This window comes from Zavarzinia sp. CC-PAN008, assembly GCF_051903925.1.
Lineage (GTDB): Bacteria > Pseudomonadota > Alphaproteobacteria > Zavarziniales > Zavarziniaceae.
Map to the genome: position 1 here is coordinate 2,184,490 of NZ_CP173678.1, position 21,802 is coordinate 2,206,291.

Here is a 21,802-nt window from a genome sequence, read left to right on the forward strand (position 1 = left end):
AAATTGACACTACTATCCGCGTTGGTACGGTGTGGGAAATGCGACGTCGGAATGGGAAGTCAGGGCGGCGAGGCTGAAACGGGTGAATAAATCGTCCTTGCCCTTCCATCGTCATCTGATCGACACCGCCCTGTTGGCGGGACCCGTCATCGCCAGCCGCACCGGCATGCTGATCATGCTGACGGTCGCCACGATCCTGGTCGGCCGCTCCGGCGGCGAGGAACTGGCCTTCCTGGGCCTGGGCCTGGCGCCGCAGGTGGTGATCCAGCTGGTTGGCATCGGCGCGCTGCAGGGCACGCTGGTCCTGGCGGCACAGGCACGCGGTGCCGGACAGATCGAGCAGTGCGGGGCGGTGTTGCGCGTGGCGCTGCGCATGGCCGGCGTGCTGGGCCTGCTGGCGGCCCTGGCCTGCCTGGGCGTCGGCGACCTGCTCCATGCGGTGGGGCAGCAGCCGGCCCTGGCCGATGGTGCCGGCGCGGTTTCGGCCCGGCTGGCCTGGGGCATGCCGGGCCTGCTGCTGTTCGTGACCTGCACCCTGTTCCTGGAGGGGATGGGGCGGCCCCGGGCCGGCATGATCGTCATGGCCTTCGCCAATGTCGTGTTCGCCGTGCTGTGCTTCGCGCTGGTGCTGGGCTGGGGCCCGTTCGCGGCGATGGGCGCCGATGGCGCGGCGATCGCCCTGTCGGTCGCGCGCTGGGCCATGGCGATCCCGATGCTGATCTGGCTGTCGGTCCTGCCACAGCGCCAGGCCTGGGGCTTCGGCGTGAAGGCGACGGCGGTGCGCGGCATGGCGCGGCGCCTGCTGCGCATCGGCTTTCCCCTGGCCATCGCGCAAGGGGTCGAGAGCACCGCCTTCACCACGCTAGTGATCTTTGCCGGCTGGCTGGGGGCGACGGCGCTCAGCGTCTACCAGATCGGCAACAACGTGACCGCCGTGCTGTTCATGGCGGCGATCGGCACGGGGGCGGCGACCGCCGTGCGTGTCGGCCATGCGGTGGGGCAGGGCGACGCCGCCGCCATGCGTAAGGCCGGCTGGGCGGGGCCGACCCTGATCGCGCTGCTTATGGGTGGCCTTGCTCTGGCGCTGCTGGCGTGGCGGGCGGAGGTCGCGGCCTTCTATACCGCCGATCCCGCGCTGCTGGCCCCGGTCGCCGGGGGACTGGCCGTGGTCGCCGCCGTCATCCTGGGCGACGGGCTGCAGGGGGTGCTGGGCAACGCGCTGCGCGGGGCGAGCGATCCCTGGTTCCCGACCCTGGCCCAGGCCGCCAGTTTCTGGGCCGTTTCGGTGCCGCTGGGTTATTGGCTGGCCTTCGACCGGGGCCTGGGGGCGCCCGGCCTGTTCTGGGGAATCGCGGCGGGCGCCAGCATGGCGGCCCTGATCCTGGCGGTCCGCTTCCAGATCGTGGCGCACCGGCCGCTGCGCCGCCTGTAGGCTGGACACGTCGCGCTGTGACCATGCTTACACTTGGGCGCGTGCGGCCTTAATTCTGCCGCCAGCGCGCCCAATGTAGTGCGGCGGGCAGCCAGAGTCGGACCCGGGGGCACAGGTCCCGTGGCCGTCTGGATGAGAGGGAAGACGCGTTGAGTGCCACGATCGCGCTGGTCGACGACGACCGCAACATCCTGACGTCGGTTTCCATGGCGCTGGAGGCGGAAGGCTTCCGCGTGCGCACCTATGGCGACGGCGCCCAGGCGCTCACCGCCTTCGGTCGCGAACTGCCGGATCTTGCCGTGCTCGACATCAAGATGCCGCGCCTGGACGGGATGGAGGTGCTGCGCCGCCTGCGCCAGAGCTCGGCCGTGCCCGTGATCTTCCTGACCTCCAAGGACGACGAGATCGACGAGGTGCTGGGCCTGAAGCTGGGTGCCGACGACTACATCCGCAAGCCGTTCAGCCAGCGCCTGCTGATCGAGCGCATCCGCGCCCTGCTGCGCCGCGCGGAGGCGGTGCGCCGCCCGGGCGAGGCGGGGGCGGAGGTGCCCACCATCGTGCGGGGGCGGCTGGTCCTGGACCCGGTGCGCCATACCTGCACCTGGGCCGGGCAGCCGGTGGTCCTGACGGTGACGGAGTTCCTGATCCTGCAGGCCCTGGCCCAGCGGCCGGGCCATGTGAAGAACCGCGACCAGTTGATGGATGCGGCCTATGACGAGCAGGTCTATGTCGACGACCGCACCATCGACAGCCACATCAAGCGCCTGCGCAAGAAGTTCAAGGCCGTCGACGACGATTTCGGCGCGATCGAGACGCTGTACGGCGTCGGCTACCGCTATAGCGAGGAATAGGTCGCGCGCCCGGCGATCGTTCGACGTGAGCGGGAGGCGGTCCCCCCATTGCATCGGTGTCGTCCGCTTCATGCGGGGGACCCATGGACCGACCGGCAAGGACTTGGCACGGTTGGTTCACATCGGGATGGGAGCGGTGGTCAGCGATCAACCCTGACACCCGACCGCTCCAATCCTGGGTCCCAACCACGCGTGCCAGGAACACGATGAGTCCGACAGGTCCGGAAGCGGGGGAGCGACGGCGGCGTGCGCGGGTGACGCTGACCCGGCGCATCCTGGCGGTGAACCTGCTGCCGCTGGCGCTGCTGGTGGGCGCCGTCCTGTACCTGGACCAGTATCGCGCCGGGCTGATCCAGGAGCGGCTGGAGAGCCTGTCGCTGCAGGCGCGGATCATCGCGGGCGCATTGGGCGAGGCGGCGACGACGGACGACGAGGCGACCGAGCTGTCGATTCCCGCGGCGCGCCTGATCCTGGGCCGCCTGGCGGAGCCGACGGGCAGCCGCGCGCAGATCTTCGACAGCGGCGGCACGCGCATCGCCGACAGCCAGCGCGACGTGATCCGCCTGCCGCTGCCGCCGCCGGAGGAGGCGATGGGGCTGAGCTCGATCTTCGAGTGGCTCTATGACCTGGTCCTGCCGCTGGTGCCCGATTTCCGCGACCGGCCGCTGGCGCTGGAGAACGGGCGCGCGGTTGCCGCCGACTATGTCGAGGTCGTCGGCGCGCTGGCCGGCAATCCGGCGGGCATGGAGCGCGTGACCGAGACCGGCACGCCGGTGCTCAGCTATGCCGTGCCGGTGCAGCGGGTGCGCAAGGTGGTGGGCGCCCTGCTGCTGAGCTCGGTCGCGACGGATATCGACGAGGCGGTGCGCGACCAGCGCCTGGCGATCGTGGAGGTGTTCGTGGGGGCCATGGCGCTGACGGCCGCCCTGTCGCTGTTCCTGGCCAGCACCATCGCGCGGCCGGTGCGCCGCCTTGCCGCCGCGGCCGAGGCGGTGCGCCTGCGGCGCAACCGGCGCGTGGCCATCCCCGATTTCAGCACGCGGGGGGACGAGATCGGCGACCTGTCGCGGGCACTCCGCGCGATGACCGACGAACTCTATGCCCGCATTGACGCGACCGAGCGCTTCGCCGCGGACGTCGCGCACGAGTTGAAGAATCCATTGTCGTCGATCGGCAGCGCGGTCGAACTGCTGGACCGCATCCAGGACCCGGAGAAGCAGGCCGTGCTGCGCCGCGTGGTGCGTGATGACGTGCGCCGGTTGGACCGCCTGATCACCGACATCTCTGAAGCCTCGCGCCTGGATGCGGAACTGTCGCGCGACGAGGCGACGGCGATCGACCTGCTGGCCCTGGCCGAGAGCCTGGCGAGCTACGAGCGCGCGCGGGGCGAGGACCGGCCCGGCGCCCCCGTGGTCGGGACGCAGGCGCTGGATGCCGGGCCGTTCATCGTGCGCGGCGTCGAATCGCGCCTGGGCCAGGTGGTGCGCAACCTGATCGACAATGCCGTGTCGTTCAGCCCCCCGGGCGGGGCGATCCGCCTGCTGCTGGAACGGCAGGGGCCCGACGTCGTCCTGACGGTCGAGGACGAGGGGCCGGGCATCCCGGAGGAGGCGCTGGAGCGGGTGTTCGAGCGATTCTATTCCGAACGCCCCAGCGCCGAGGGCTTTGGCAATCATTCGGGCCTGGGCCTGTCGATCGTGCGGCAGATCCTGGCCGCCGGGGGCGGCGCGATCCGCGCCGAGAATCGCCTGGATGGCGAGGGCCGCGTGCTGGGCGCGCGCTTCGTCGTCCACCTGCCGGCGATCGCCTGACACAATCCGACCTGACACAATCCGACACGAGGCGTGACGGGTGCGGTTGACGGCGGGAATGCTGCGGCGCAGTCTGCCCGGCATGATCCTGGTCCACGGCACCTGCATCGAACTGGCAGGCACCGCAGTGCTGCTGCGCGGACCATCGGGGAGCGGGAAGTCGGACCTGGCCTTGCGATTGATCGACACTGGGGCTGCCTTGATCGCAGACGATCAGGTTGCGCTCGAACGGCGGGAGGGCGGCATCTTTGCCCGCTCGCCCGCGGTGATCGCCGGCATGATGGAGGTGCGCGGCCTGGGCCTGGTCGGGGTTCCGACACAGGCGGTGGCGCGCCTGGGCCTGGTCGTCGACCTGGTGAGCCCGGACGAGGTGGAGCGCATGCCCGAAGTGCGGTCGGTCGACCTGCTGGGCTGGCCGGTCCCGGCCTGCGACCTGGCCCCGTTCGAGGCATCCGCCGCGGCCAAGGTGCGCATGGCCGTGCGCTGCCTGAACCAGCCAACGCGCCTCGACTGATGCCTGCGCCCGCAACCGCACCCGCGACCGCACCGGAAACCGCGCCGGCCGACAATGCCGCGCGCCTGCCCGTCCTGCTGGTCACCGGCATGAGCGGGGCGGGCAAGTCGACCGCGCTCGACGTGCTGGAGGACCTGGGCTACGAGGTCGTGGACAACCTGCCGCTGGCCCTGATCGACGACCTGCTGGCGGCGCAGCGCCCGGCGGAGCAGGGGCGCGCCAAGGCCCGCCCGCTGGCGCTGGGTGTCGACAGCCGCACGCGCGATTTCGACGACGCCACGTTCTGGGCCCGGGTCGACGCCCTGCTGGCGCGGGAGGATGTCGCTGTCTTCGTCGTTTTCCTGGACTGCGACGACGATGTGCTGGCGCGGCGCTACAGCGAGACGCGGCGGCGCCATCCGCTGGCGCTGGACCGGCCGGCGCGTGACGGCATCGCCCTGGAGCGGCGCCTGATGCAGGCCTTGCGCCTGCGCTGCGACCTGGTGGTCGACACCAGCCTGATCACGCAGCACGACCTGAAGCGCCTGCTGGCCGCGCATTTCGCGCCGCAGGGCGGGCTGGACCTGACCGTGTGCCTGACGTCCTTCTCATATCGCCTGGGCCTGCCGCGCGAGGCGGACCTGGTGTTCGACGCCCGCTTCCTGGCCAATCCGCACTGGGACCCGGACCTGCGCCCCCTGACCGGGCGCGATCCGGGGGTTGGCGCCTATGTCGCCGCGGACCCGAACTTCGCGCCCTTTTTCGATCTGCTCTCGCGCATGATCCTGGGCCTGGTCCCGCACTATCGGCGCGAGGGCAAGTCCTATCTCACCATCGCCATCGGCTGCACGGGCGGGCGCCACCGGTCGGTCTACACGACCGAGCGGCTGGCCCAGCGGCTGGGCGAGGACGGCATCAAGACCACCGTGCTGCATCGCGACTGCGCCGGTGAACAGACGCAGGCTGCGGCATGATCGGATTGGTCGTCGTTACCCATGGCGCCCTGGCGCGCGAGTTCCTGCTGGCGCTGGAGCACGTCGTCGGCCCCCAGTCCCAGGTCGAGGCCGTCTGCATCGGCCCCAATGACGACATGGAGCAGCGCCGCTCCGAGATCCTGGACGCGGTGGGGCGCGTCGACCGCGGGCGCGGCGTCATCGTGCTGACCGACATGTTCGGCGGCACGCCGTCGAATCTGGCGATTTCCCTGCTGGACAAGGCGAACCTTGAGGTCATTGCCGGCATTAACCTGCCCATGCTGATCAAGCTGGCGAGCGTCCGCAACCGACTGACCCTGGCAGAGGCCGTGACCGCGGCCCAGGAAGCCGGGCGCAAGTACATCAACATCGCCTCCCACCTGTTGGCGGGGAGCGAGCAATGAGCAGCCCGAAGGCCAGTGCCACGCTGCTGATCCAGAACCGGCGGGGGCTGCACGCGCGCGCCGCCGCCCGCTTCGTTCAGACTGTGGCGGGGTTCGAGTCACGCGTCACAGTGAGGCGCGACGGCACCAGCGTCGCCGGCGGCTCGATCATGGGCCTGATGATGCTGGCCGCGGCCAAGGGCTCGACCATCGAGGTGACGGCCACGGGCCGCGACGCGGATGCCGCCATCGCCGCGATCAGCACCCTGGTCAACGCCCGCTTCAACGAGGACTGAGCACCGCTCTCCTCTGGACTTGGCTCTCGTTCGCCCGCAAAAACACGGGCGAAACGAGACGCAAGGCGGGGAAGCACAATGGTATCTGCGGTTCTGTGGGATTTCGGCGGGGTGATCCTGTCCAGCCCGTTCGAGGCCTTCAACACGTTCGAGGCCGAGCGCGGCCTGCCCCGCGACCTGATCCGCACGATCAACGCGACCAACCCGGACGACAATGCCTGGGCCCGGTTCGAGCGCAGCGACATCGACCTGGACGGCTTCGACCACCATTTCGCCGAGGAGGCCAAGGCCCGCGGCCATGACGTGCGCGGACGCGACATCATCGCCCTGCTGGGTGGCGAGATCCGGCCCCAGATGGTGGAGGCACTGCGCCGCTGCGCTGCCCGCTTCAAGGTGGCCTGCCTGACGAACAATGTCCTGGACCCCAAGGAGCCGGACCCGGTGCGCAGCGCCGCGATCAGGGACGTGATGAACACGTTCCACTTCGTGGTCGAGTCGAGCAAGGTGGGCGTGCGCAAGCCCGACCCCCGCTTCTACCAGATCGCCCTCGACGCGCTGGGGATCGAGGGCAAGGACGCCGTCTATCTGGACGACCTGGGCATCAACCTGAAGCCGGCCAAGGCGCTGGGCATGCAGACGATCAAGGTGGGCGACCCCGACGTGGCCCTGGCCGAGCTGGAGGCGATCGTAGGCATACCCCTGCGGTAGCCGCTGCGCCCCCATCTTCGGGCATTGGGGGACAAAGGGCGCCTAGGAACTGGGGGCGACGAGGGCGGCGAGGCCGTCGGCCAGCATGCGGGGCGAGGCGCCCCCCGGGAACAGCAGGACAAAGCGGCCGTCGGGCGCGAAGACATAGAAGCCGTCGGGGTGCTCGATGGTCGCCCCGTCGTCGCGCGGCACGCGCACCGCCTGAGCCTGGAAACTGGCCAGCGTCGCGTCGACCTGGGCGGCCGTCCCGGTCAGTGCCGCCAGTCCGCCGGGAAAGCCCCTGGCATAAGCCGCGAGGACCGGCGGCGTGTCATGCTGAGGGTCGACCGTGACCAGGATCGGCTGTACCCGCTTGGCGAAATCGCCAAGCTCGCCCAACGCGGCGTCCAGGCTTGCCGGCGCGCTGCCGCAATCGTCGGGGCAGCGGGTATAGCCGAACATCACGACCATCCAGCGCCCGCGATAACTGTCCTGGGTGACGGCGCGGCCGTCCTGGTCGACCAGGGCGAAGACGCCGCTGATCTCGGCCGTGGGCAGGCCAGGGGTGGGGCCATCGCCCGGGCGCAGGACGAGCACCAGCAACAGGCCCGCGGCCAGCACCAGCACAAGTCCAAGGGCGACCGGACGGTTCATGCCGGCCAGTGTGCCACAAACCGGTGCGCCACAAAGCGCGATGGGTGGCTGCCCGTGGCGTCGCTTGCACGACCGCGCCGCATCCATTAACGACGGGGCAGAGCGGGCTGGTGGGATTGCACATGTCGGGGCCACAGGGAGCAGGCACGCCCATCGGGGGCCGCAACGAACTGATCGCGTGGATTGCCAAGGGCGAGAAGCCGGCATCCGCCTGGGCGATCGGGACGGAGCACGAGAAGTTCGGCTATCGCACCGACGACCTGCGGCCGCCGCCCTATGACGGCGACGCGGGCATCCGGGCGATCCTGTCTGGCCTGACCCGGTTCGGCTGGGAGCCGGTGCTGGAGGGCGGCAACGTCATCGCCCTGGCCCGCGACGGGGCCTCCGTCTCGCTGGAGCCGGGGGGGCAGCTTGAACTGTCGGGCGCGCTGTGCGCCGACCTGAACGCGACAGCGGCCGAACTGGCCAACCACCTGGACGAAGTGCGCCAGGTGGCCGAGCCGCTGGGCGTCAACTTCCTGGCGCTGGGTTTCCAGCCGAAATGGCCGCGCGCCGACATACCCGTGATGCCCAAGGGACGCTACGGCATCATGAGGGCCTACATGCCGACGCGGGGCAGTCGCGGCCTGGACATGATGTTCCGCACCTGCACCGTGCAGGTGAACCTGGACTTCTCCAGCGAGGCGGACATGGTGCGCAAGCTGCGCGTCTCCCTCGCCCTGCAGCCGATCGCAACGGCCCTGTTCGCCAATTCCCCGTTCGTCGAGGGCGGGCTGACCGGCCGCCTGTCGGAGCGCAGCGCCACCTGGCTGGACACCGATGGCGACCGCACCGGCATGCTGCCCTTCGCCTTCGAGGACGGCATGGGCTATGAGCGCTATGTCGACTGGGCGCTCGACGTGCCGATGTACTTCGTCTATCGCGACGGCCGCTATGTCGATGCGCATGGCCAGTCGTTCCGCGATTTCCTGGCCGGGCGGTTGCCCGCCCTGCCTGGCGAGCTGCCGACCACGGGCGACTGGGCCGATCACCTGACGACCTGCTTTCCCGAGGTGCGGCTGAAGCGCTTCCTGGAAATGCGGGGCGCCGACGCCGGCTCCCCCGCGTTCCTGAACGCGCTGCCGGCGCTGTGGGTCGGCCTGCTCTATGACGCTGGCGCGCTCGATGCGGCCTGGGACCTGGTCCGCGACTGGACCGAGGCGGAACGCCAGGCATTACGCCTGGGCGTGCCCGACCGCGCCCTGGCGACGCCGTTCCGCGGCGGCACGGTGCTTGATGTGGCGCGGCAGGTCGTGGCCATCGCCAGGGCCGGGCTTGCCGCGCGCGGCCTGGGCGAGGAGCGCTTCCTGGAGCCGCTGGAGACCGTGGTCGACCGCGGCACCTCGGCCGCGGACGAGCTTGTGGTGCGGTTCAGCGGCGCCTGGGGCGGGGATATCGCGCGTGTCTTCCGCGAGCAGTCCTTTTGGTGAGCGTGGCCCGGTCCTGGCCACGCCGCGCCTGATCCTGCGGCGCTGGCGGGCGGAGGACCTGGCGCCCTTTGCCGCGCTGAACGCGGATGCGGAGGTGATGCGCTTCTTTCCCGCGCCGCTGGACCGGGCGCAGAGCGATGCGCTGGCCACGCGGGCGGACGCCCTGTTCGATGCCCACCCCTTTGGCGTCTGGGCCGTCGAACGCAGGGCCGATGGCGCCTTCCTGGGCATGGTCGGGCTCAACCTCGCGGACTTTGCCGTGCCCTTCCTGCCGGGGGTCGAAATCCTGTGGCGGCTGGCGCGGAACGCCTGGGGTTACGGCTATGCCACGGAAGCGGCGCGGGCCGCGGCCGACCATGGCTTCGCCTCGGCCGGGCTTTCCCAGATCCTGGCCTTCACCTATGCCGGCAATGCACCCTCGCGCGGGGTGATGGTGCGGCTCGGCATGACCCATGACGCGGCCAGCGACTTTGCCCACCCCCTGCTGCCGCCGGACCATGCGTTAAGCAGGCACGTGCTCTATCGGTTGAAGCCCGATTGAACGAGACGGGGGCAGGCCCGCTCAACCCTTGGTCACGAAGCTGTCCAGGACCTTCTTCGAGCCGGAATGCTCGAAGGCGATTTCCAGGCGATTGCCTTCGACCCCGGTGATCCGGCCATAGCCGAACTTCTGGTGAAAGACGCGGTCGCCCCGGCCGAACTTCTGCGCCGCGGGGTCGCTGACCGCCAGCAGGGCGGGCTGGGCATCGACCAGACGCTGCGTCTCGGCCGTGCTGCGGCGGGCCCTGGGATCGGCGGCAAACGCCGACTGGGCGCGCCGCCAGCCGGGGCTGGTCGCGCGCGAGCCGAAATCGTCCGCCTCCACCACGTCGAAGCGGGTGGGCCCGCGCGGGTCCAGGCCCGGCGGGGCCGACCGCTCGACATGCTCCGGCGGCAGCTCCTCGACAAAGCGGGAGGGGACGGCCGATTGCCACTGGTTGTAGATGCGCCGGTTGGCGGCATAGGAAATGAACGACCGTCGCCGCGCCCGGGTGATCCCCACATAGGCCAGGCGCCGCTCCTCCTCCAGCCCCGCGATGCCGGATTCGTCCAGCGTGCGCTGGCTGGGGAACAGCCCTTCCTCCCATCCGGGCAGGAAGACATTGCCGAATTCCAGGCCCTTGGCGCCGTGCAGGGTCATCAGCGTGACCTGGTCGCCGGTCTGGTCCGCCTCGTTCTCCATGACCAGCGAGACATGATCCAGGAAGGCGGCCAGGGTTGGAAACTCGCCCATCGCCTGGACCAGTTCCTTGAGGTTCTCGAGGCGGCCGGGGGCATCGGCCGAACGATCGGCCTGCCACATCGCCGTGTAACCTGATTCGTCCAGGATGGTGCGCGCCAGGTCGGTATGGCTGGCCGTTTCCAGCTGCCCGCGCCAGCGGGCCAGGTCGGCCATCAGGGCGCGCAGGGCCGAACGCGCGCGGGCCTTGATCTCGTCCGTCTCCACCGCCTCGACCGCGGCACCCAGCAGGCTGAGGCCGCGGGCGCGGGCCAGGCGGCTGAGCGTCTGGATCGTGGTATCGCCCAGGCCGCGGCGTGGCGTGTTGATGATGCGCTCGAACGCCAGGTCGTCGTCCGGCTGGTGCACGACGCGCAGATAGGCAAGCGCATCGCGGATCTCCTGCCGCTCATAGAAGCGGGGACCGCCCAGGACGCGATAGGGCAGGCCGATCAGGATGAAGCGTTCCTCGAAACTGCGCGTCTGGAACGAGGCGCGGACCAGGATTGCGATCTCCGACAGTTTCTCGCCCTCGCGGTTAAGCTGCTCGATCGCGTCGGCGACGGCGCGGGCCTCCTCCTCCCCGTCCCAGAAGGCGGTGACGCGCACCGGCTCGCCGGCCGCGTCCTCGGTCCACAGCGTCTTGCCCAGGCGGCTGCGGTTGGCGGCGATCAGGCCTGACGCGGCGCCCAGGATGTGCCCGGTCGAACGATAGTTGCGCTCCAGCCGGATCACCGTGGCGCCGGGAAAATCCGCTTCGAAACGCAGGATGTTGCCGACCTCTGCCCCGCGCCAGCCATAGATCGACTGGTCGTCGTCGCCGACGCAGGCGATGTTGCGGGAGCCCTGCGCCAGCAGGCGCAGCCACAGGTACTGCGCCACATTGGTGTCCTGGTACTCGTCCACCAGGATGTAGCGGAAGCGGCGGTGGAACTCGCCCAGGATGTCGGGCCGCTCGCGGAACAGTTTCAGGTTCAGCAGCAGAAGGTCGCCGAAATCGGCGGCGTTGAGCGTCAGCAGCCGCGCCTGGTAGGCGGCATAGAGCTCGACCCCCCGGCCGTCGGCAAAGCTGTCCGCGTCCTGGGTCGGTACCTCGTGCGGGGCGAGGCCGCGGTTCTTCCACTTGTCAATCTGGCTGGCCAGGCCGCGGCCGGGCCAGCGCTTCTCGTCCAGGTCGGCCGCCTGGATCACCTGCTTGCACAGGCGGACCTGGTCGTCGGTATCCAGGATCGAGAAGTTGGGCTTCAGGCCCACCGCCTCGGCATGGCGGCGCAGGATGCGGGCGGCGACGGAGTGGAACGTGCCCAGCCAGGGCATCCCCTCCACCGCCTCGCCGATCAGGGCGCCGATGCGGTGCTGCATCTCGCGGGCGGCCTTGTTCGTGAAGGTGACGGCCAGGATCTGCGAGGGAAAGGCGCGCCGCTGCCGCAGCAGGTGGGCGATGCGCGTCGTCAGCACCCGCGTCTTGCCCGTGCCGGCACCGGCCAGGACCAGGACCGGCCCCTCCGTCGCCTCCACGGCGGCGCGCTGCTCCGGGTTCAGGCCGGAGAGGTAGGAGGGGGCAGGGCTGGGCAGGCGGGCGGACGCGGACTCGTTCATGGGAACGAAACTAGCACAACAGGCGGGCCGGCCGGCAATCGGGGGACCGCGTTCAAGCCCTGTTAGCTTTCGCCGTCTACAGAACACCGGAAGAATTCGGGAGGGGACAAGGTGCAGGATCACGCAACGGCGACGGCTCAGCCCGCGATGGACGGCCAGGCGATCGACCTGGCGCAGCGGCTGGCTTTCCTGAGGCTGGACGACACCGCCGACCTGGCCCAGGTCGGGACCGAGGTGACGGACGTCCTGCCCGCCCTCAGCCACAAGTTCTATGACTACGTCATGGCCTGGCCCGAACTGGCGGCCAAGTTCGGCGACGGCAGCAATCTGCCGCGCCTGAAGCAGACGCAGGCCGATCATTGGCGCCGCCTGTTCCAGGGCCGCTTCGACGCGGCGTTCGTGCAGCGGGCGACGCGCATCGGCTCGATCCACGACGCCGTGGGGTTGGAGCCGCATTGGTACCTGGGCGGCTATGCCTTCATGCTGGACGGCATCCTGGGCACGCTGCTGGCGCGCGACGGGGTGGCGCCGGCGCGCATCGCAGGCATCACCGCCGTGGTGCGCGCGGCCCTGCTGGACATCGACCTGGCGCTGGGCAGCTATGTCCGCGCAGGCGAGGACGGGCGCATGCGCGCGCAACTCCTGGCCATGGCTGCGGCGATCGAGGACGAGATCGCGTCGAGCGTCGGCAAGATCGCCTCCCAGACAGATCGCCTGGTGGCGGAGGCGACCTACCTGCGCGGCGTGGCCGAGACGCTGCACCAGTCGGCCGGCACCGTGAACCAGGCGGCGGGCACGGCGGACGCGAACGTGCAGACCGTGGCCGCCGCGACCGAGGAGCTGGAGGCGGCCAGCGAGGAGATCGCCGCCCAGATGGACCGCACCTTCGCCGTCATCCGCTCCGCCGTGGAGAAGGCAGACGAGGCGGGCTCGGCCCTGGGCGCCCTGGAGCAGACGACGGCGCGCATCAACGAACTGGTCAAGCTGATCCAGACGATCTCGAACCAGACGCGGCTGCTGGCGCTGAATGCCACCATCGAGGCGGCGCGCGCCGGGGCCGCCGGGCGCGGCTTCGCCGTCGTCGCGTCCGAGGTGAAGAGCCTGGCCGGCCAGACCGAATCCGCGATCAACACGGTCAGCAGCCAGGCCGACACGATCCGGGGCGCCACGACCGACGTCAGCCGCAGTGTCGGCGCCAGCCAGGGCGACATCCGTGCCGTCGGTGCCATCGCCGAGGAGACGATGCGCGCGGCGCGCGAGCAGAAGGCCGCCACCGCCGAGATCACGCACAGCGCCGTGGCAGCCGCCGAACAGGTCCGCCGTGTAACGCAGGAAGTCGCAACGGTGCTGGATCGCGCGAACGCCACCGGTACGACCTCGCGCAATGTCTTCGACCAGGCACAGAAGGTCGACCGCGACATCCACGACCTGAACCAGCGCCTGGGCGCCATCCTGCGTACCTCGGCCATGCTGGAGACGGGGCAGGGGCGCTATCCGGTGATTGTGCCGGCCCGGGCCATGCTGGGCGGCCGCGCCGGCGACGGGCGCACGCTGGACCTGGCGGCCCATGGTGCCTTGCTGGCCATCGATGGGACAGGCCTGACGATTGGCGCCGGCGGCACCATCGTCCTGGGCGACCTGGGCAGCATTGGGGCGACCGTCGTCAACATCAGCCCGGTCGGCGTCTATTGCCGGTTCGACGCGTTGGAACGCCATCAGCGCAGCGGCATCGCCACCCTGATCGAGGAAGAGCGGGCGCGCGACGCGCGCTACCAGGGGGCCGCGCGCAGCTTGGCGCAGCGCCTGCAGCAGGCCCTGGAGGAGGCGCTGCGGCGGCGCGAGACGACGCTGGAGGCGCTGTTCGACAGCCGCTATGTGCGCATCGAAGGCTCCGACCCCGCGCAGTACCTGGCCGGCTTCACCGACCTGGCCGACCGCCTGTTCGCCGGGCCCATGGCGCAGACGCTGGGTGCGGATGCGGCGCACATCTTTGCCATCGCCTGCGACCGCAATGGCTATGTGCCAACCCACAACGTGCAGTATTCGCAGGCGCAGCGGCCGGGTGACGTCGCCTGGAACACCGCCAACTGCCGCAATCGCCGCATCTTCGACGACCGCGCCGGACTGCTGGCCGCGCACAACACGGCGCCCGTCCTGGTCCAGGCCTATGCCCGCGTCATGGGTGGCGGCCGGGTCGACTTCATCAAGGAGGTGGACGCGCCCATCACGGTCGGCGGCCGCCATTGGGGCGCCGCCCGCCTGGGCGTGAAGGCCTGACCGCTCCAGCCCCGACGGGACGTACACGGATCGACGTCGCGGACTGGTTCGGGCCAGAATGAGGGCCGGGAGGACCAGTCATGGCGCAGCGATCGATCCTGAACCGGGGGGCAGCCACGCCGCTGGCCGCCCTCGTGCTGGCCGCGGCGGCCTGGGGCCTGGCCGCGCCCGGACAATCCGCGCTTGCGCAGGCGAGCCCCGCTGCCCCGGCGGCGCCTGCCTCGGGCGAAGCGGCGGCGCCCCCTGCGGGCCTGCCGCGGGTCCGTGCCGGCCAGGCGATCGAGGCCTATGTGGCCGAGGCGATGCGACCGCTGCGCCGCGCCGACCTGACCGGCGAGGGCCTGTCGGCGGAGACGATCGGCCTGGACAGCAAGTGGGCGCGGGCACGGGCGCGGGCGGCCTATCTGGGCCGGATCTACCGCTATGACCTGGACGGGGATGGCCGCATCGCGCGTTCGGAAGTCATGCAGTCCATCGCCGACCAGCGCAACCTGTCGCCGGACAGGACGATGAGCGTGCGCCGCATGGTCGAGCGCGAGATGCAGGCCGACGCCGACGGCGACCGCGTGATCACCTTTGACGAGGCCCGTGCCCATGGCGAGCGGATCGGCACGCCGGAACTGCGGCGGCTGACCGGGCTGTTGCAGTTCGACGCCGATGGCGACGGGGTGGTGACGCCTGCCGAGCTGGAGGCCGCGGCCCGCGCCGAGTTCGCCAAGGCCGACGTCGACGGCAACGGCCTGATCGGACGCGAGGAATTCCGCACACTGCGTGCGGCGGAACGGGGCGAGCGCCCTGAACGGATGGGCCCCGGTTCCGGGGAAGACGGCGAGGATGCCGACGCGGCACCGCCGGCTGATGCGTCGCCCTCGGTCCCCGTGCCTGCCGACGCGCCGGCCGCCGTCCCCTGAGGTATCAGCCCCGGGCCAGTTCCGCCTTGTGGGCTTCCGCCAGTTCGATCAGGGACTTGAAGTGGAAGTCGGGCACGGCCTTGCGCGGGGGGACGGGGCTGGCGCCATAGCCCTGCTCGGCATGGCGGCGCTCGATCCAGGCGGTGTTCAGCTTCAGGTCGGTCGCCGGCACGATGTCGTGATACTGGCTCTGTGCCACGTGCAGCCATTGCGGGCGCTCTATCCCGAGGCCGTTCAGGTACGCCTCGACATAGGCGAAGGTCTGGGGATGCGGCTTGGTAAAGCCCATGTCCTCGACCGTGATCGTCTTGTGGAAGGTATTGGCCAGGGTCCGGGCCAGGATGTCGGTCGCGACCCGTCCGCCATTGGTCATGGCGACCAGGTGGAAGTGCTCCCGCAGATAGCTCAGCGCCTCGACCGAATCGGGGAAAGCCGGCCATTCGGCGACGTTCTTCGTGAAGAAGGTCTGGGCATCCTCGTCGTCATAGATCATGCCCAGGGCATGGCACATGTCCTGCCAGATCAGGGGCAGCATGGGGGCGAAGGGCTTTTCCGGCTCGGCGACCTGGCGATGCTCCTCCCAGGTGGCGAAGGCTTCCAGGATCTCCTGGTCGGTCATGGTCTTGCCGGCCGCATCGATGCGCGGGCGCAGCCATTTCAGGATGCCTGCCTCGAAATTGATCAGCGTCCCGATCACGTCGAACGTCAGGGCCTTGAACTGGGTCAGCTTCATGGGGGTGCCTCTCTGCGCGCGGAAATCAGGCCGCCAGGGCCGCGCGGTGCGCCTGCGCCAGTTGGGCCAGGCTGTGGAAGTGGAAGTCGGGCGTCTCGCGATGCGGCGGGACGGGCGATGCGCCATAGCCCCTGCCATGGCGCCGCTCGATCCAGGCGGAGTGGATGCCCAGCGCCCGCGCCGGCACGATGTCGTGATACTGGCTCTGCGCCACGTGCAGCCATTCGGCCCGGGCCACGCCGACGCCGTTCAGATAGGCCTCGGCAAAGGCGAATGCCTCCGGATGGGGCTTGTTGGTGCCCATGTCCTCGGAGGTGATCAGCTTGTGGAACGGGCTGCCCAGGCGCTGGGCAAAGATCCCGGTCGCGACCCGACCGCCATTGGTGATCGTCACCAAGTGGAAATGCTGTCGCAAGTAGGCCAGTGCCTCGACCGAATCGGGAAAGGCGGGCCAGGCATCGACGGAGTCGGTGAAGGTCGCACCATCGGCCGGGTCATGGGCGATGCCCAGCCTGGCGCACAGCTCCTCCCAGATGAAGGGCAGCTGCTTGGGGAACGGCATTTCCGTGCCCAGCCGCGACTGATAGGCGTCCGTCGCGGAGAACATGACCAGCAGGTCGTCGTCGACGATATCCTTGCCCGCCGCGGCAAGGCGCGGCTGCATCCAGTCCAGCAGGCCCTGCTCATGGTTGATCAGGGTGCCGATGACGTCGAATGTCAGCGCCTTGAACTGTGTCAACTCCATGCCGCGCCTCCGCCCGGGGAGGCACCATGCTGCGCCGCAAAATCCTGCCGTCAATCGGCGATGCCAAAAGCCTGCTTTTAGCGCCCGATCAGCAGGGGCCCCACGAAGCGGTCCAGGCTGATGGCGCCCGGCCCGCGCACCAGCACGGTCAGCAGAAGGCCGGTCCACACCAGGTGCTCCGGCCAGTTCTCGGGAAAGACGAAGAACTGGATCGTCGCGGTGATGCCCAGCAGGCCCAACGCCCCCAGGCGGGCGAACAGGCCAAGCGCCAGGGCGATGGCGCCGCCCAGTTCCACCGCAGTCGCCAGCCAGGCCGCAAGCTCCGGCGGCAGGACGGGCACGGCATAGATGTCGCGGAACAGGTCCACGGTCTTGTCCATGTCGGCCACCTTGGTCATGGCCGAGCGCCAGAAGACATTGGCGATGGCCAGGCGGACGACCAGCAGGCTGAGCGGTTCCAGCGCCTCCAGCCCATGGCGCAGGCGGTGCAGGGCGATCGACAGGCCGGCGGGCAGCAGGCCGGTGGCGCGCGGGTCAGGCATGGATCGGGCTTTCCGGATGGGCGGGCGCGGCAAACAGCCCGCGCGCGCAGGCAAGGGCAAGGCTGACGGCAAGGTCGAATTCGGGGTCGGCGGCGGCGTCCTCGGCGGCGGGCCCCAGTGCGGCACCCGCCAGCAGGGCGGCCAGGAAGCGGGCGATCGCAGGCTGCAGGACCTCGAACGCGGTATCGCCGTCCTGGTCGCGGAATACCAGGATATGGGTCGGTGTCGCCGGTGGCGGCGGGGCCTCGGCGTCGCGCCAGGCCGGGCCGACGTCAAACGCCAGATGCAGCAGGCGGCATGACGCCAGCCCTTCCAGCACCAGGGCCGACAGGGCGTCCGTCGGCAGGCTGGCCAGATGGTCCAGGGCCAGGGGGCGCGCGTCGGGCGCCCCCCAGCAGGCGTGCAGCGCCCAGTCCAGTTGCGCCAGGTCCGCTGCCCAGTCTGGCACGCCGATCCGTGTCCCTTGCGCCAGGGCCTGTGGCAAGCCCGCGCCGAAATGGGACAGGCGCGGCTCCTGTGGCGGGCAGGCGGCGACATATCCCGCCGCCACGCGGTCGAACAGATCGGCCCCGATGCGGGCGCGCGTCACGGCGAAGGTCGTGCCCAGCGCCCCCACCAGGCTGATCCGGTGGTGATTGCGATAGACGGCCAGGCGCCGCTCCGCCGACAGGCCCATCGCCGGGATCAGGTCCAGCAGGGCGGCATCGCGCGGCATGCCGCGCACGGTATCAGCAAGCAGGCGCTGCACGGTCGCCAGGTCGGGCATTGTTTTCACCCCCCAGCCCCGCCTGCGCGGGCACGAGCAGGGCCATTGCACAAGCTCGCGGCATGCGCCACCTCGGCCAGCAGGATGTTGAGCGGGGGAAGGTTGCTGTCCCATTCGACCAGGACGGGCAGCGGGCCTGTCCTTTCCAGGACCGCCGCCAGGAGGGACCAGACGGCATCGGGCACGGCACTGCCATGGTCGTCGATCAGCAGGTCGACCCCGTCGATCCGCTTCACCGCGTGGCCGGCGACGTGCACCTCCCCCACCGCCCCCAGCGGGAAGGCGGCCAGATCCGCCCATGGGTCGCGGCCCAGGTTGACGGCCGAGACATGAAGGTTGTTGACGTCCAGCAGCAGGCCGCAGCCCGTGCGCCGCGCCAGCGCGGCCAGGAACTCCCCCTCTGCCATCGTCTCGTGCGCGAAGGCCAGATAGGCGGACGGATTCTCGACCAGGATGGGACGCTTCAGCCGGTCCTGCACACGGCCGACATTGGCGGCGACGACGGCCAGCGCCTCGTCCGTCCGCGGCAGCGGCAGCAGGTCGTTGAGGAAGACGCCGCCGACCGTGCTGAAGCTGAGATGGTCCGACACCAGCATCGGCTCAAGCCGGTCCACCAGCCCGGCCAGGCGTTCCAGATGGGCCGGGTCGATCCCGTCGGTCGAACCCAGTGACAGGCCGACCGCGTGCAGGGCAACCGGCCGGTCGCCCCGCACACGCTCCAGCAGGCGGCGGGCCGTGCCGCCCGTCATGAAGTTCTCCGGGTGGACCTCGACCCAGGCCCCCGGCCGCATTGCCGGTCCGCCCGCCGCAACCGCCTGCAGGTGCGGGTGGCGCAGGCCAAAGCCGGCGGCGGCGGACATGGCGGCGGCTGGCGCGCGATCAGCCCGCCTTGGGCTCCAGGCTGCCACCCGGCGTGGTCAGGCAGGTGCCGGCCGGCACATAGATCCAGGCATCGCCCTGGTTGTCGGTGGTGGACGTCCCGGCGCAGGAGGTGGTCGCTGTCTGGCAGTCGTTCTTGCCCGCCTTGGCGATGCCGTAGCACTTCTCCTTGTCGGCGGCCTGGGCCGACACGGTCATGCCCATCGTTGCGGCCGCGGCAACGGCGGAGGCCAGCAGGATCGCAGTGCTCTTCATGGTCATTCCCCGGTTGTGCGGCACCCTGCCGCGTCGCCCAATCTAGGGCCGTCCTGTCGCCATGGAAGTGGCGACGGTCAATACATTCGTATTGCCCGGGGATCGGTTACAGGGACGCGCTCAGTCGCGCATGGGCAGGCCCAGCAGGTCACGCGTCGCCTCCGCCCCCATCACGTCCGCCCCCATCGCCTCGATGATGGTGACGGCTCGGCCCACCAGGTCGACATTGGTCGCGAACACGCCGCGCCGCAGATAGATGTTGTCCTCCAGCCCCACGCGGACATTGCCGCCCAGCAGCACGGCCTGGGCCACCATGGGAAGCTGCATGGGACCCACGCCAAAGCCCGACCAGATCACGTCATGGCCCCGGACCATGTCGGCCATGGCCTTCATGCCAACCGTATCGGCCGGCGCGCCATAGGGGACGCCCAGGCAGAACTGGATCATGGTGGGCGCATCGAAATGGCCCTGGTCCATCATCTCCAGCACGAAACGCACCTGGCCCAGGTCGAACAGTTCCAGTTCGGGCCGTACGCCAAGCGACCGGATATGGGCGGCCCCCTGGCGGATCTGGTCGCTGGTGGAGATGTAGACCAGGCTGCCCGCGCTGGCATTGTAGCTGCCGCAGTCCAGCGTGCAGATGTCGGGGCGCAGGGCCTGGACATGGACCAGCCGCTCGGTGGCGTTGACCAGGTCCGTCTCCGGCCCGAAGGCAAAGGGATCGGCGCCGGCACCCACGTCCAGGTCGCCGCCCATGCCGCCCGTCAGGTTCAGGATGATGCTGCGGTTCCTGGCCCGGACCCGCTCCACCACCTCCGCATAGAGGTCGGTGCGGCGGCTCGGCTTCTTCGTATCCGGCTCGCGGACATGGACGTGCGCGATGGCCGCGCCCGCCTCGGCCACCGCCAGGACGTCGTTGGCGATCTCCTCCGGCGTTACCGGAACCAGGGGGCTCTTGAAGGCACCCCCGCCGCCACCGGTCACGGCGCAGGTGATGAAGGGCTTGCGGTTCATGGGCGCGCGTCCTGCCTGTTGTCCGCCAGGATTGTGCGGGGCCAGGCGCGCGCCCTTCAATCGCGCTTCGTCAAAGCGCAAGCCGTGGAGGGGCAGAAGCGATCAGGCGGCGGCGGGTTCGCGCTTGCGGATGCCCATGGGGCGGCCGGCCTCCACCGGGCGGGGCAGGTGGGCATGCGCCTCCGCCAGCGGGCGGAGCAGGTCCATGATGTGGTCGGCCATCGCCTCGGACCGGCGGGTTTCCATGTTGACGTGCATGGTCACCTGCTCGGACGTCGCGGCCAGGTAGCCTTCCTCGGCATGGTACATGCGCATGAAGTAGTGCATGCGCTTGCCGTCCAGGGCCAGGAACTGGAAGTCGAAGCGAAGCGGATCGCCCTCCTTCACTTCGCCCTGGTAGGTGATGTGGTTCTCCAGCACGAAGAAAGACTTGTGCTGCGTCTTCACGTAGTTGGCCGACAGGTCCCAGCGCTCGAACAGGCGGTCCAGCGCCTGGTCGAAGGCCAGCACGTAGAAGGCCACGTTCATGTGCCCGTTATAGTCGATCCACTCGGGCAGCACCTTGGCCGGCCCGGGATCCAGGAGGTCTGCGGTCGTCGTCATGGCAAAAAGTGTAGGGGAGCGGTGCTGCCCTCGACAACCACGGAACGTTCAGGCCACCGGGACCCACAGCACGTCGTCGATCGCCTCGGCCCCCGTGACCAGCATGACCAGGCGGTCGATGCCAAGGGCGATGCCGGCGGAAGGGGGCATGTCTGCCAGGGCTGCCAGGAAATCCTCGTCAACCGGATAGCGGTTGCCGTACAGCCGTTCCTTCAGGTCCTGGTCCGCCATGAAGCGGCGGCGCTGTTCGGCGACATCGGTCAGTTCGCCGAAGGCATTGGCGATTTCCAGCCCGGCGACATAGAGCTCGAACCGGTCGGCCAGGTGGGGTGCGCCCGGCTTGGCCCGGGCCAAGGCCGCCATCGCGATGGGCCAGTCGCGCACGATGGTGGGCCGCGGACTGCCGATTGCCGGTTCTATCCGCTCCATGAAGATGCGAAAGAACAAGTCGTCCCAGCGGTCGTCCGGGGCCGTGCGGACGCCGATCGCCTGCGCGGCAGCCGCCAGCCTGGCCGGATCCTCGGCCGTCGCCATCAGGTCGATCCCGGCATGGCGCCGGAAGGCTTCCGCCACGCTCAGCTGTTCGAAGGGGGCGCCGGCTTTGGCCGAGCGTCCCTTCCAGCGCAGGGGCGCATTGCCGGCCGCCGCCGCCGCGGCGGCGACCAGGCCTTCGCAATCGGCGATCAGGTCGTCGGTCGTCCCCCCGGCGCGATACCATTCCAGCATCGTGAACTCAGGGTGGTGCGTGGCCGAGCGCTCGCAGTTCCGGTAGACCGCACTCATCTGGAAGATGCGCTCCTCGCCCGCCGCCAGCAGCTTCTTCATCGCGAATTCGGGCGAGGTGTGGAGGTAGCGGACGAAGCGCTCGCCGTCGGGCGCCTCCAGCACCGTCGAGAAGGCCTGGAGATGGGTCTCAAGCCCCGGGGAAACCTGGATCGCCGGGGTCTGGACCTCGATGAAGTCCTGGGCTTCGAACCAGGCGCGGATCGCCTTCAGGATGCGGGCGCGGGCCACAAGATTGGGCCTGCGGGCGGCATAGCGGGCGCGCTGCCAGGACGGAACAGTCATGCGCGTGGCGCTAGCAGGCGCGGCACGCATTGTCTATGCCTCGCGCGGTTGCTAGGTTCCGCGCCCAGATCGTCTCCGGTTCCGGCCGGGCCGGACATGAAC

At 70.0% G+C, this 21,802-nt stretch carries 23 protein-coding genes; 12 read left to right on the plus strand and 11 right to left on the minus strand.

What is annotated here, in order from left to right; translation table 11 throughout:
• Positions 1 to 97 precede the first annotated feature (97 nt).
• The 8 genes from ACI6GS_RS10250 to ACI6GS_RS10285 all read left to right on the plus strand — a co-directional run bounded on the left by ACI6GS_RS10250 (position 98) and on the right by ACI6GS_RS10285 (position 6,948).
• Entirely contained in the window at positions 98 to 1,432 is a 1,335-nt protein-coding gene (locus tag ACI6GS_RS10250) for an MATE family efflux transporter (RefSeq protein WP_439817698.1), read from the plus strand.
• A gap of 149 nt (positions 1,433 to 1,581) precedes the next feature.
• Complete coding sequence (locus tag ACI6GS_RS10255) at positions 1,582 to 2,283, plus strand: response regulator transcription factor (protein ID WP_439817699.1); 702 nt, start codon at positions 1,582 to 1,584, stop codon at positions 2,281 to 2,283.
• Between the two features lie 206 nt (positions 2,284 to 2,489).
• Positions 2,490 to 4,094, plus strand: a complete 1,605-nt coding sequence (locus ACI6GS_RS10260) for a stimulus-sensing domain-containing protein (protein ID WP_439817700.1) — start codon at positions 2,490 to 2,492, stop codon at positions 4,092 to 4,094.
• A gap of 58 nt (positions 4,095 to 4,152) precedes the next feature.
• The gene (locus ACI6GS_RS10265) at positions 4,153 to 4,608 is read left to right on the plus strand and encodes an HPr kinase/phosphorylase (RefSeq protein ID WP_439817701.1); all 456 of its coding nucleotides are present in this window, start codon (positions 4,153 to 4,155) and stop codon (positions 4,606 to 4,608) included.
• A complete protein-coding gene (gene rapZ, locus ACI6GS_RS10270) occupies positions 4,608 to 5,561 on the plus strand; it encodes an RNase adapter RapZ (RefSeq protein WP_439817702.1) in 954 nt (317 codons plus the stop codon). Before ACI6GS_RS10265 ends, rapZ begins: the two co-directional genes overlap by 1 nt.
• Positions 5,558 to 5,965, plus strand: a complete 408-nt coding sequence (locus ACI6GS_RS10275; protein WP_439817703.1) for a PTS sugar transporter subunit IIA — start codon at positions 5,558 to 5,560, stop codon at positions 5,963 to 5,965. Before rapZ ends, ACI6GS_RS10275 begins: the two co-directional genes overlap by 4 nt.
• Entirely contained in the window at positions 5,962 to 6,240 is a 279-nt protein-coding gene (locus tag ACI6GS_RS10280) for an HPr family phosphocarrier protein (protein WP_439817704.1), read from the plus strand. Before ACI6GS_RS10275 ends, ACI6GS_RS10280 begins: the two co-directional genes overlap by 4 nt.
• A 78-nt stretch (positions 6,241 to 6,318) precedes the next feature.
• Positions 6,319 to 6,948, plus strand: coding sequence for an HAD-IA family hydrolase (locus ACI6GS_RS10285; RefSeq protein WP_439817705.1), 630 nt, complete (start codon positions 6,319 to 6,321; stop codon positions 6,946 to 6,948).
• A gap of 42 nt (positions 6,949 to 6,990) precedes the next feature.
• Here the strand turns inward: ACI6GS_RS10285 and ACI6GS_RS10290 are convergent, their stop codons facing one another.
• The gene (locus tag ACI6GS_RS10290; RefSeq protein WP_439817706.1) at positions 6,991 to 7,581 is read right to left on the minus strand and encodes an SCO family protein; all 591 of its coding nucleotides are present in this window, start codon (positions 7,579 to 7,581) and stop codon (positions 6,991 to 6,993) included.
• Positions 7,582 to 7,703: 122 nt separating this feature from the next.
• Here ACI6GS_RS10290 and ACI6GS_RS10295 point away from each other — a divergent pair, with 122 nt between their 5' ends.
• Both ACI6GS_RS10295 and ACI6GS_RS10300 read left to right on the plus strand, forming a co-directional pair.
• Entirely contained in the window at positions 7,704 to 9,050 is a 1,347-nt protein-coding gene (locus tag ACI6GS_RS10295; protein WP_439817707.1) for a glutamate--cysteine ligase, read from the plus strand.
• On the plus strand, positions 9,022 to 9,591 hold the full coding sequence (locus ACI6GS_RS10300; protein WP_439817708.1) for a GNAT family N-acetyltransferase: 570 nt from the start codon (positions 9,022 to 9,024) through the stop codon (positions 9,589 to 9,591). The genes ACI6GS_RS10295 and ACI6GS_RS10300 overlap by 29 nt, the downstream gene beginning before the upstream one ends.
• A 21-nt stretch (positions 9,592 to 9,612) precedes the next feature.
• Here ACI6GS_RS10300 and ACI6GS_RS10305 read toward each other — a convergent pair whose 3' ends face one another.
• Positions 9,613 to 11,907: an ATP-dependent helicase gene (locus ACI6GS_RS10305; RefSeq protein ID WP_439817709.1), complete on the minus strand. Its 2,295-nt coding sequence runs from the start codon at positions 11,905 to 11,907 to the stop codon at positions 9,613 to 9,615.
• Positions 11,908 to 12,018: 111 nt separating this feature from the next.
• Here ACI6GS_RS10305 and ACI6GS_RS10310 point away from each other — a divergent pair, with 111 nt between their 5' ends.
• A complete protein-coding gene (locus ACI6GS_RS10310) occupies positions 12,019 to 14,184 on the plus strand; it encodes a protoglobin domain-containing protein (protein WP_439817710.1) in 2,166 nt (721 codons plus the stop codon).
• An 80-nt stretch (positions 14,185 to 14,264) separates the two neighbouring features.
• The gene (locus tag ACI6GS_RS10315; RefSeq protein WP_439817711.1) at positions 14,265 to 15,095 is read left to right on the plus strand and encodes a hypothetical protein; all 831 of its coding nucleotides are present in this window, start codon (positions 14,265 to 14,267) and stop codon (positions 15,093 to 15,095) included.
• A gap of 4 nt (positions 15,096 to 15,099) precedes the next feature.
• On the opposite strand, the gene ACI6GS_RS10320 is transcribed toward ACI6GS_RS10315, so the two are convergent.
• From ACI6GS_RS10320 to epmA, 9 genes are all read right to left on the minus strand, one after another.
• A complete protein-coding gene (locus ACI6GS_RS10320; protein WP_439817712.1) occupies positions 15,100 to 15,828 on the minus strand; it encodes an HAD family hydrolase in 729 nt (242 codons plus the stop codon).
• 25 nt (positions 15,829 to 15,853) lie between these two features.
• Positions 15,854 to 16,573, minus strand: coding sequence for an HAD-IA family hydrolase (locus ACI6GS_RS10325; protein ID WP_439817713.1), 720 nt, complete (start codon positions 16,571 to 16,573; stop codon positions 15,854 to 15,856).
• A gap of 77 nt (positions 16,574 to 16,650) precedes the next feature.
• Positions 16,651 to 17,115: a DoxX family protein gene (locus ACI6GS_RS10330; protein ID WP_439817714.1), complete on the minus strand. Its 465-nt coding sequence runs from the start codon at positions 17,113 to 17,115 to the stop codon at positions 16,651 to 16,653.
• Positions 17,108 to 17,881, minus strand: coding sequence for an HvfC/BufC family peptide modification chaperone (locus tag ACI6GS_RS10335; protein ID WP_439817715.1), 774 nt, complete (start codon positions 17,879 to 17,881; stop codon positions 17,108 to 17,110). Before ACI6GS_RS10335 ends, ACI6GS_RS10330 begins: the two co-directional genes overlap by 8 nt.
• A 5-nt stretch (positions 17,882 to 17,886) precedes the next feature.
• Positions 17,887 to 18,741 (minus strand): MNIO family bufferin maturase, encoded by an 855-nt coding sequence (gene bufB / locus ACI6GS_RS10340; protein ID WP_439817716.1) that lies wholly within the window; start codon positions 18,739 to 18,741, stop codon positions 17,887 to 17,889.
• A 19-nt stretch (positions 18,742 to 18,760) separates the two neighbouring features.
• Entirely contained in the window at positions 18,761 to 19,015 is a 255-nt protein-coding gene (locus tag ACI6GS_RS10345; RefSeq protein ID WP_439817717.1) for a BufA1 family periplasmic bufferin-type metallophore, read from the minus strand.
• 120 nt (positions 19,016 to 19,135) lie between these two features.
• The gene (locus ACI6GS_RS10350) at positions 19,136 to 20,029 is read right to left on the minus strand and encodes a 3-keto-5-aminohexanoate cleavage protein (protein ID WP_439817718.1); all 894 of its coding nucleotides are present in this window, start codon (positions 20,027 to 20,029) and stop codon (positions 19,136 to 19,138) included.
• Positions 20,030 to 20,131: 102 nt separating this feature from the next.
• Positions 20,132 to 20,632, minus strand: a complete 501-nt coding sequence (locus ACI6GS_RS10355; protein WP_439817719.1) for a thioesterase family protein — start codon at positions 20,630 to 20,632, stop codon at positions 20,132 to 20,134.
• Positions 20,633 to 20,680: 48 nt separating this feature from the next.
• A complete protein-coding gene (gene epmA, locus ACI6GS_RS10360) occupies positions 20,681 to 21,700 on the minus strand; it encodes an EF-P lysine aminoacylase EpmA (RefSeq protein ID WP_439817720.1) in 1,020 nt (339 codons plus the stop codon).
• Positions 21,701 to 21,802: the final 102 nt, after the last annotated feature.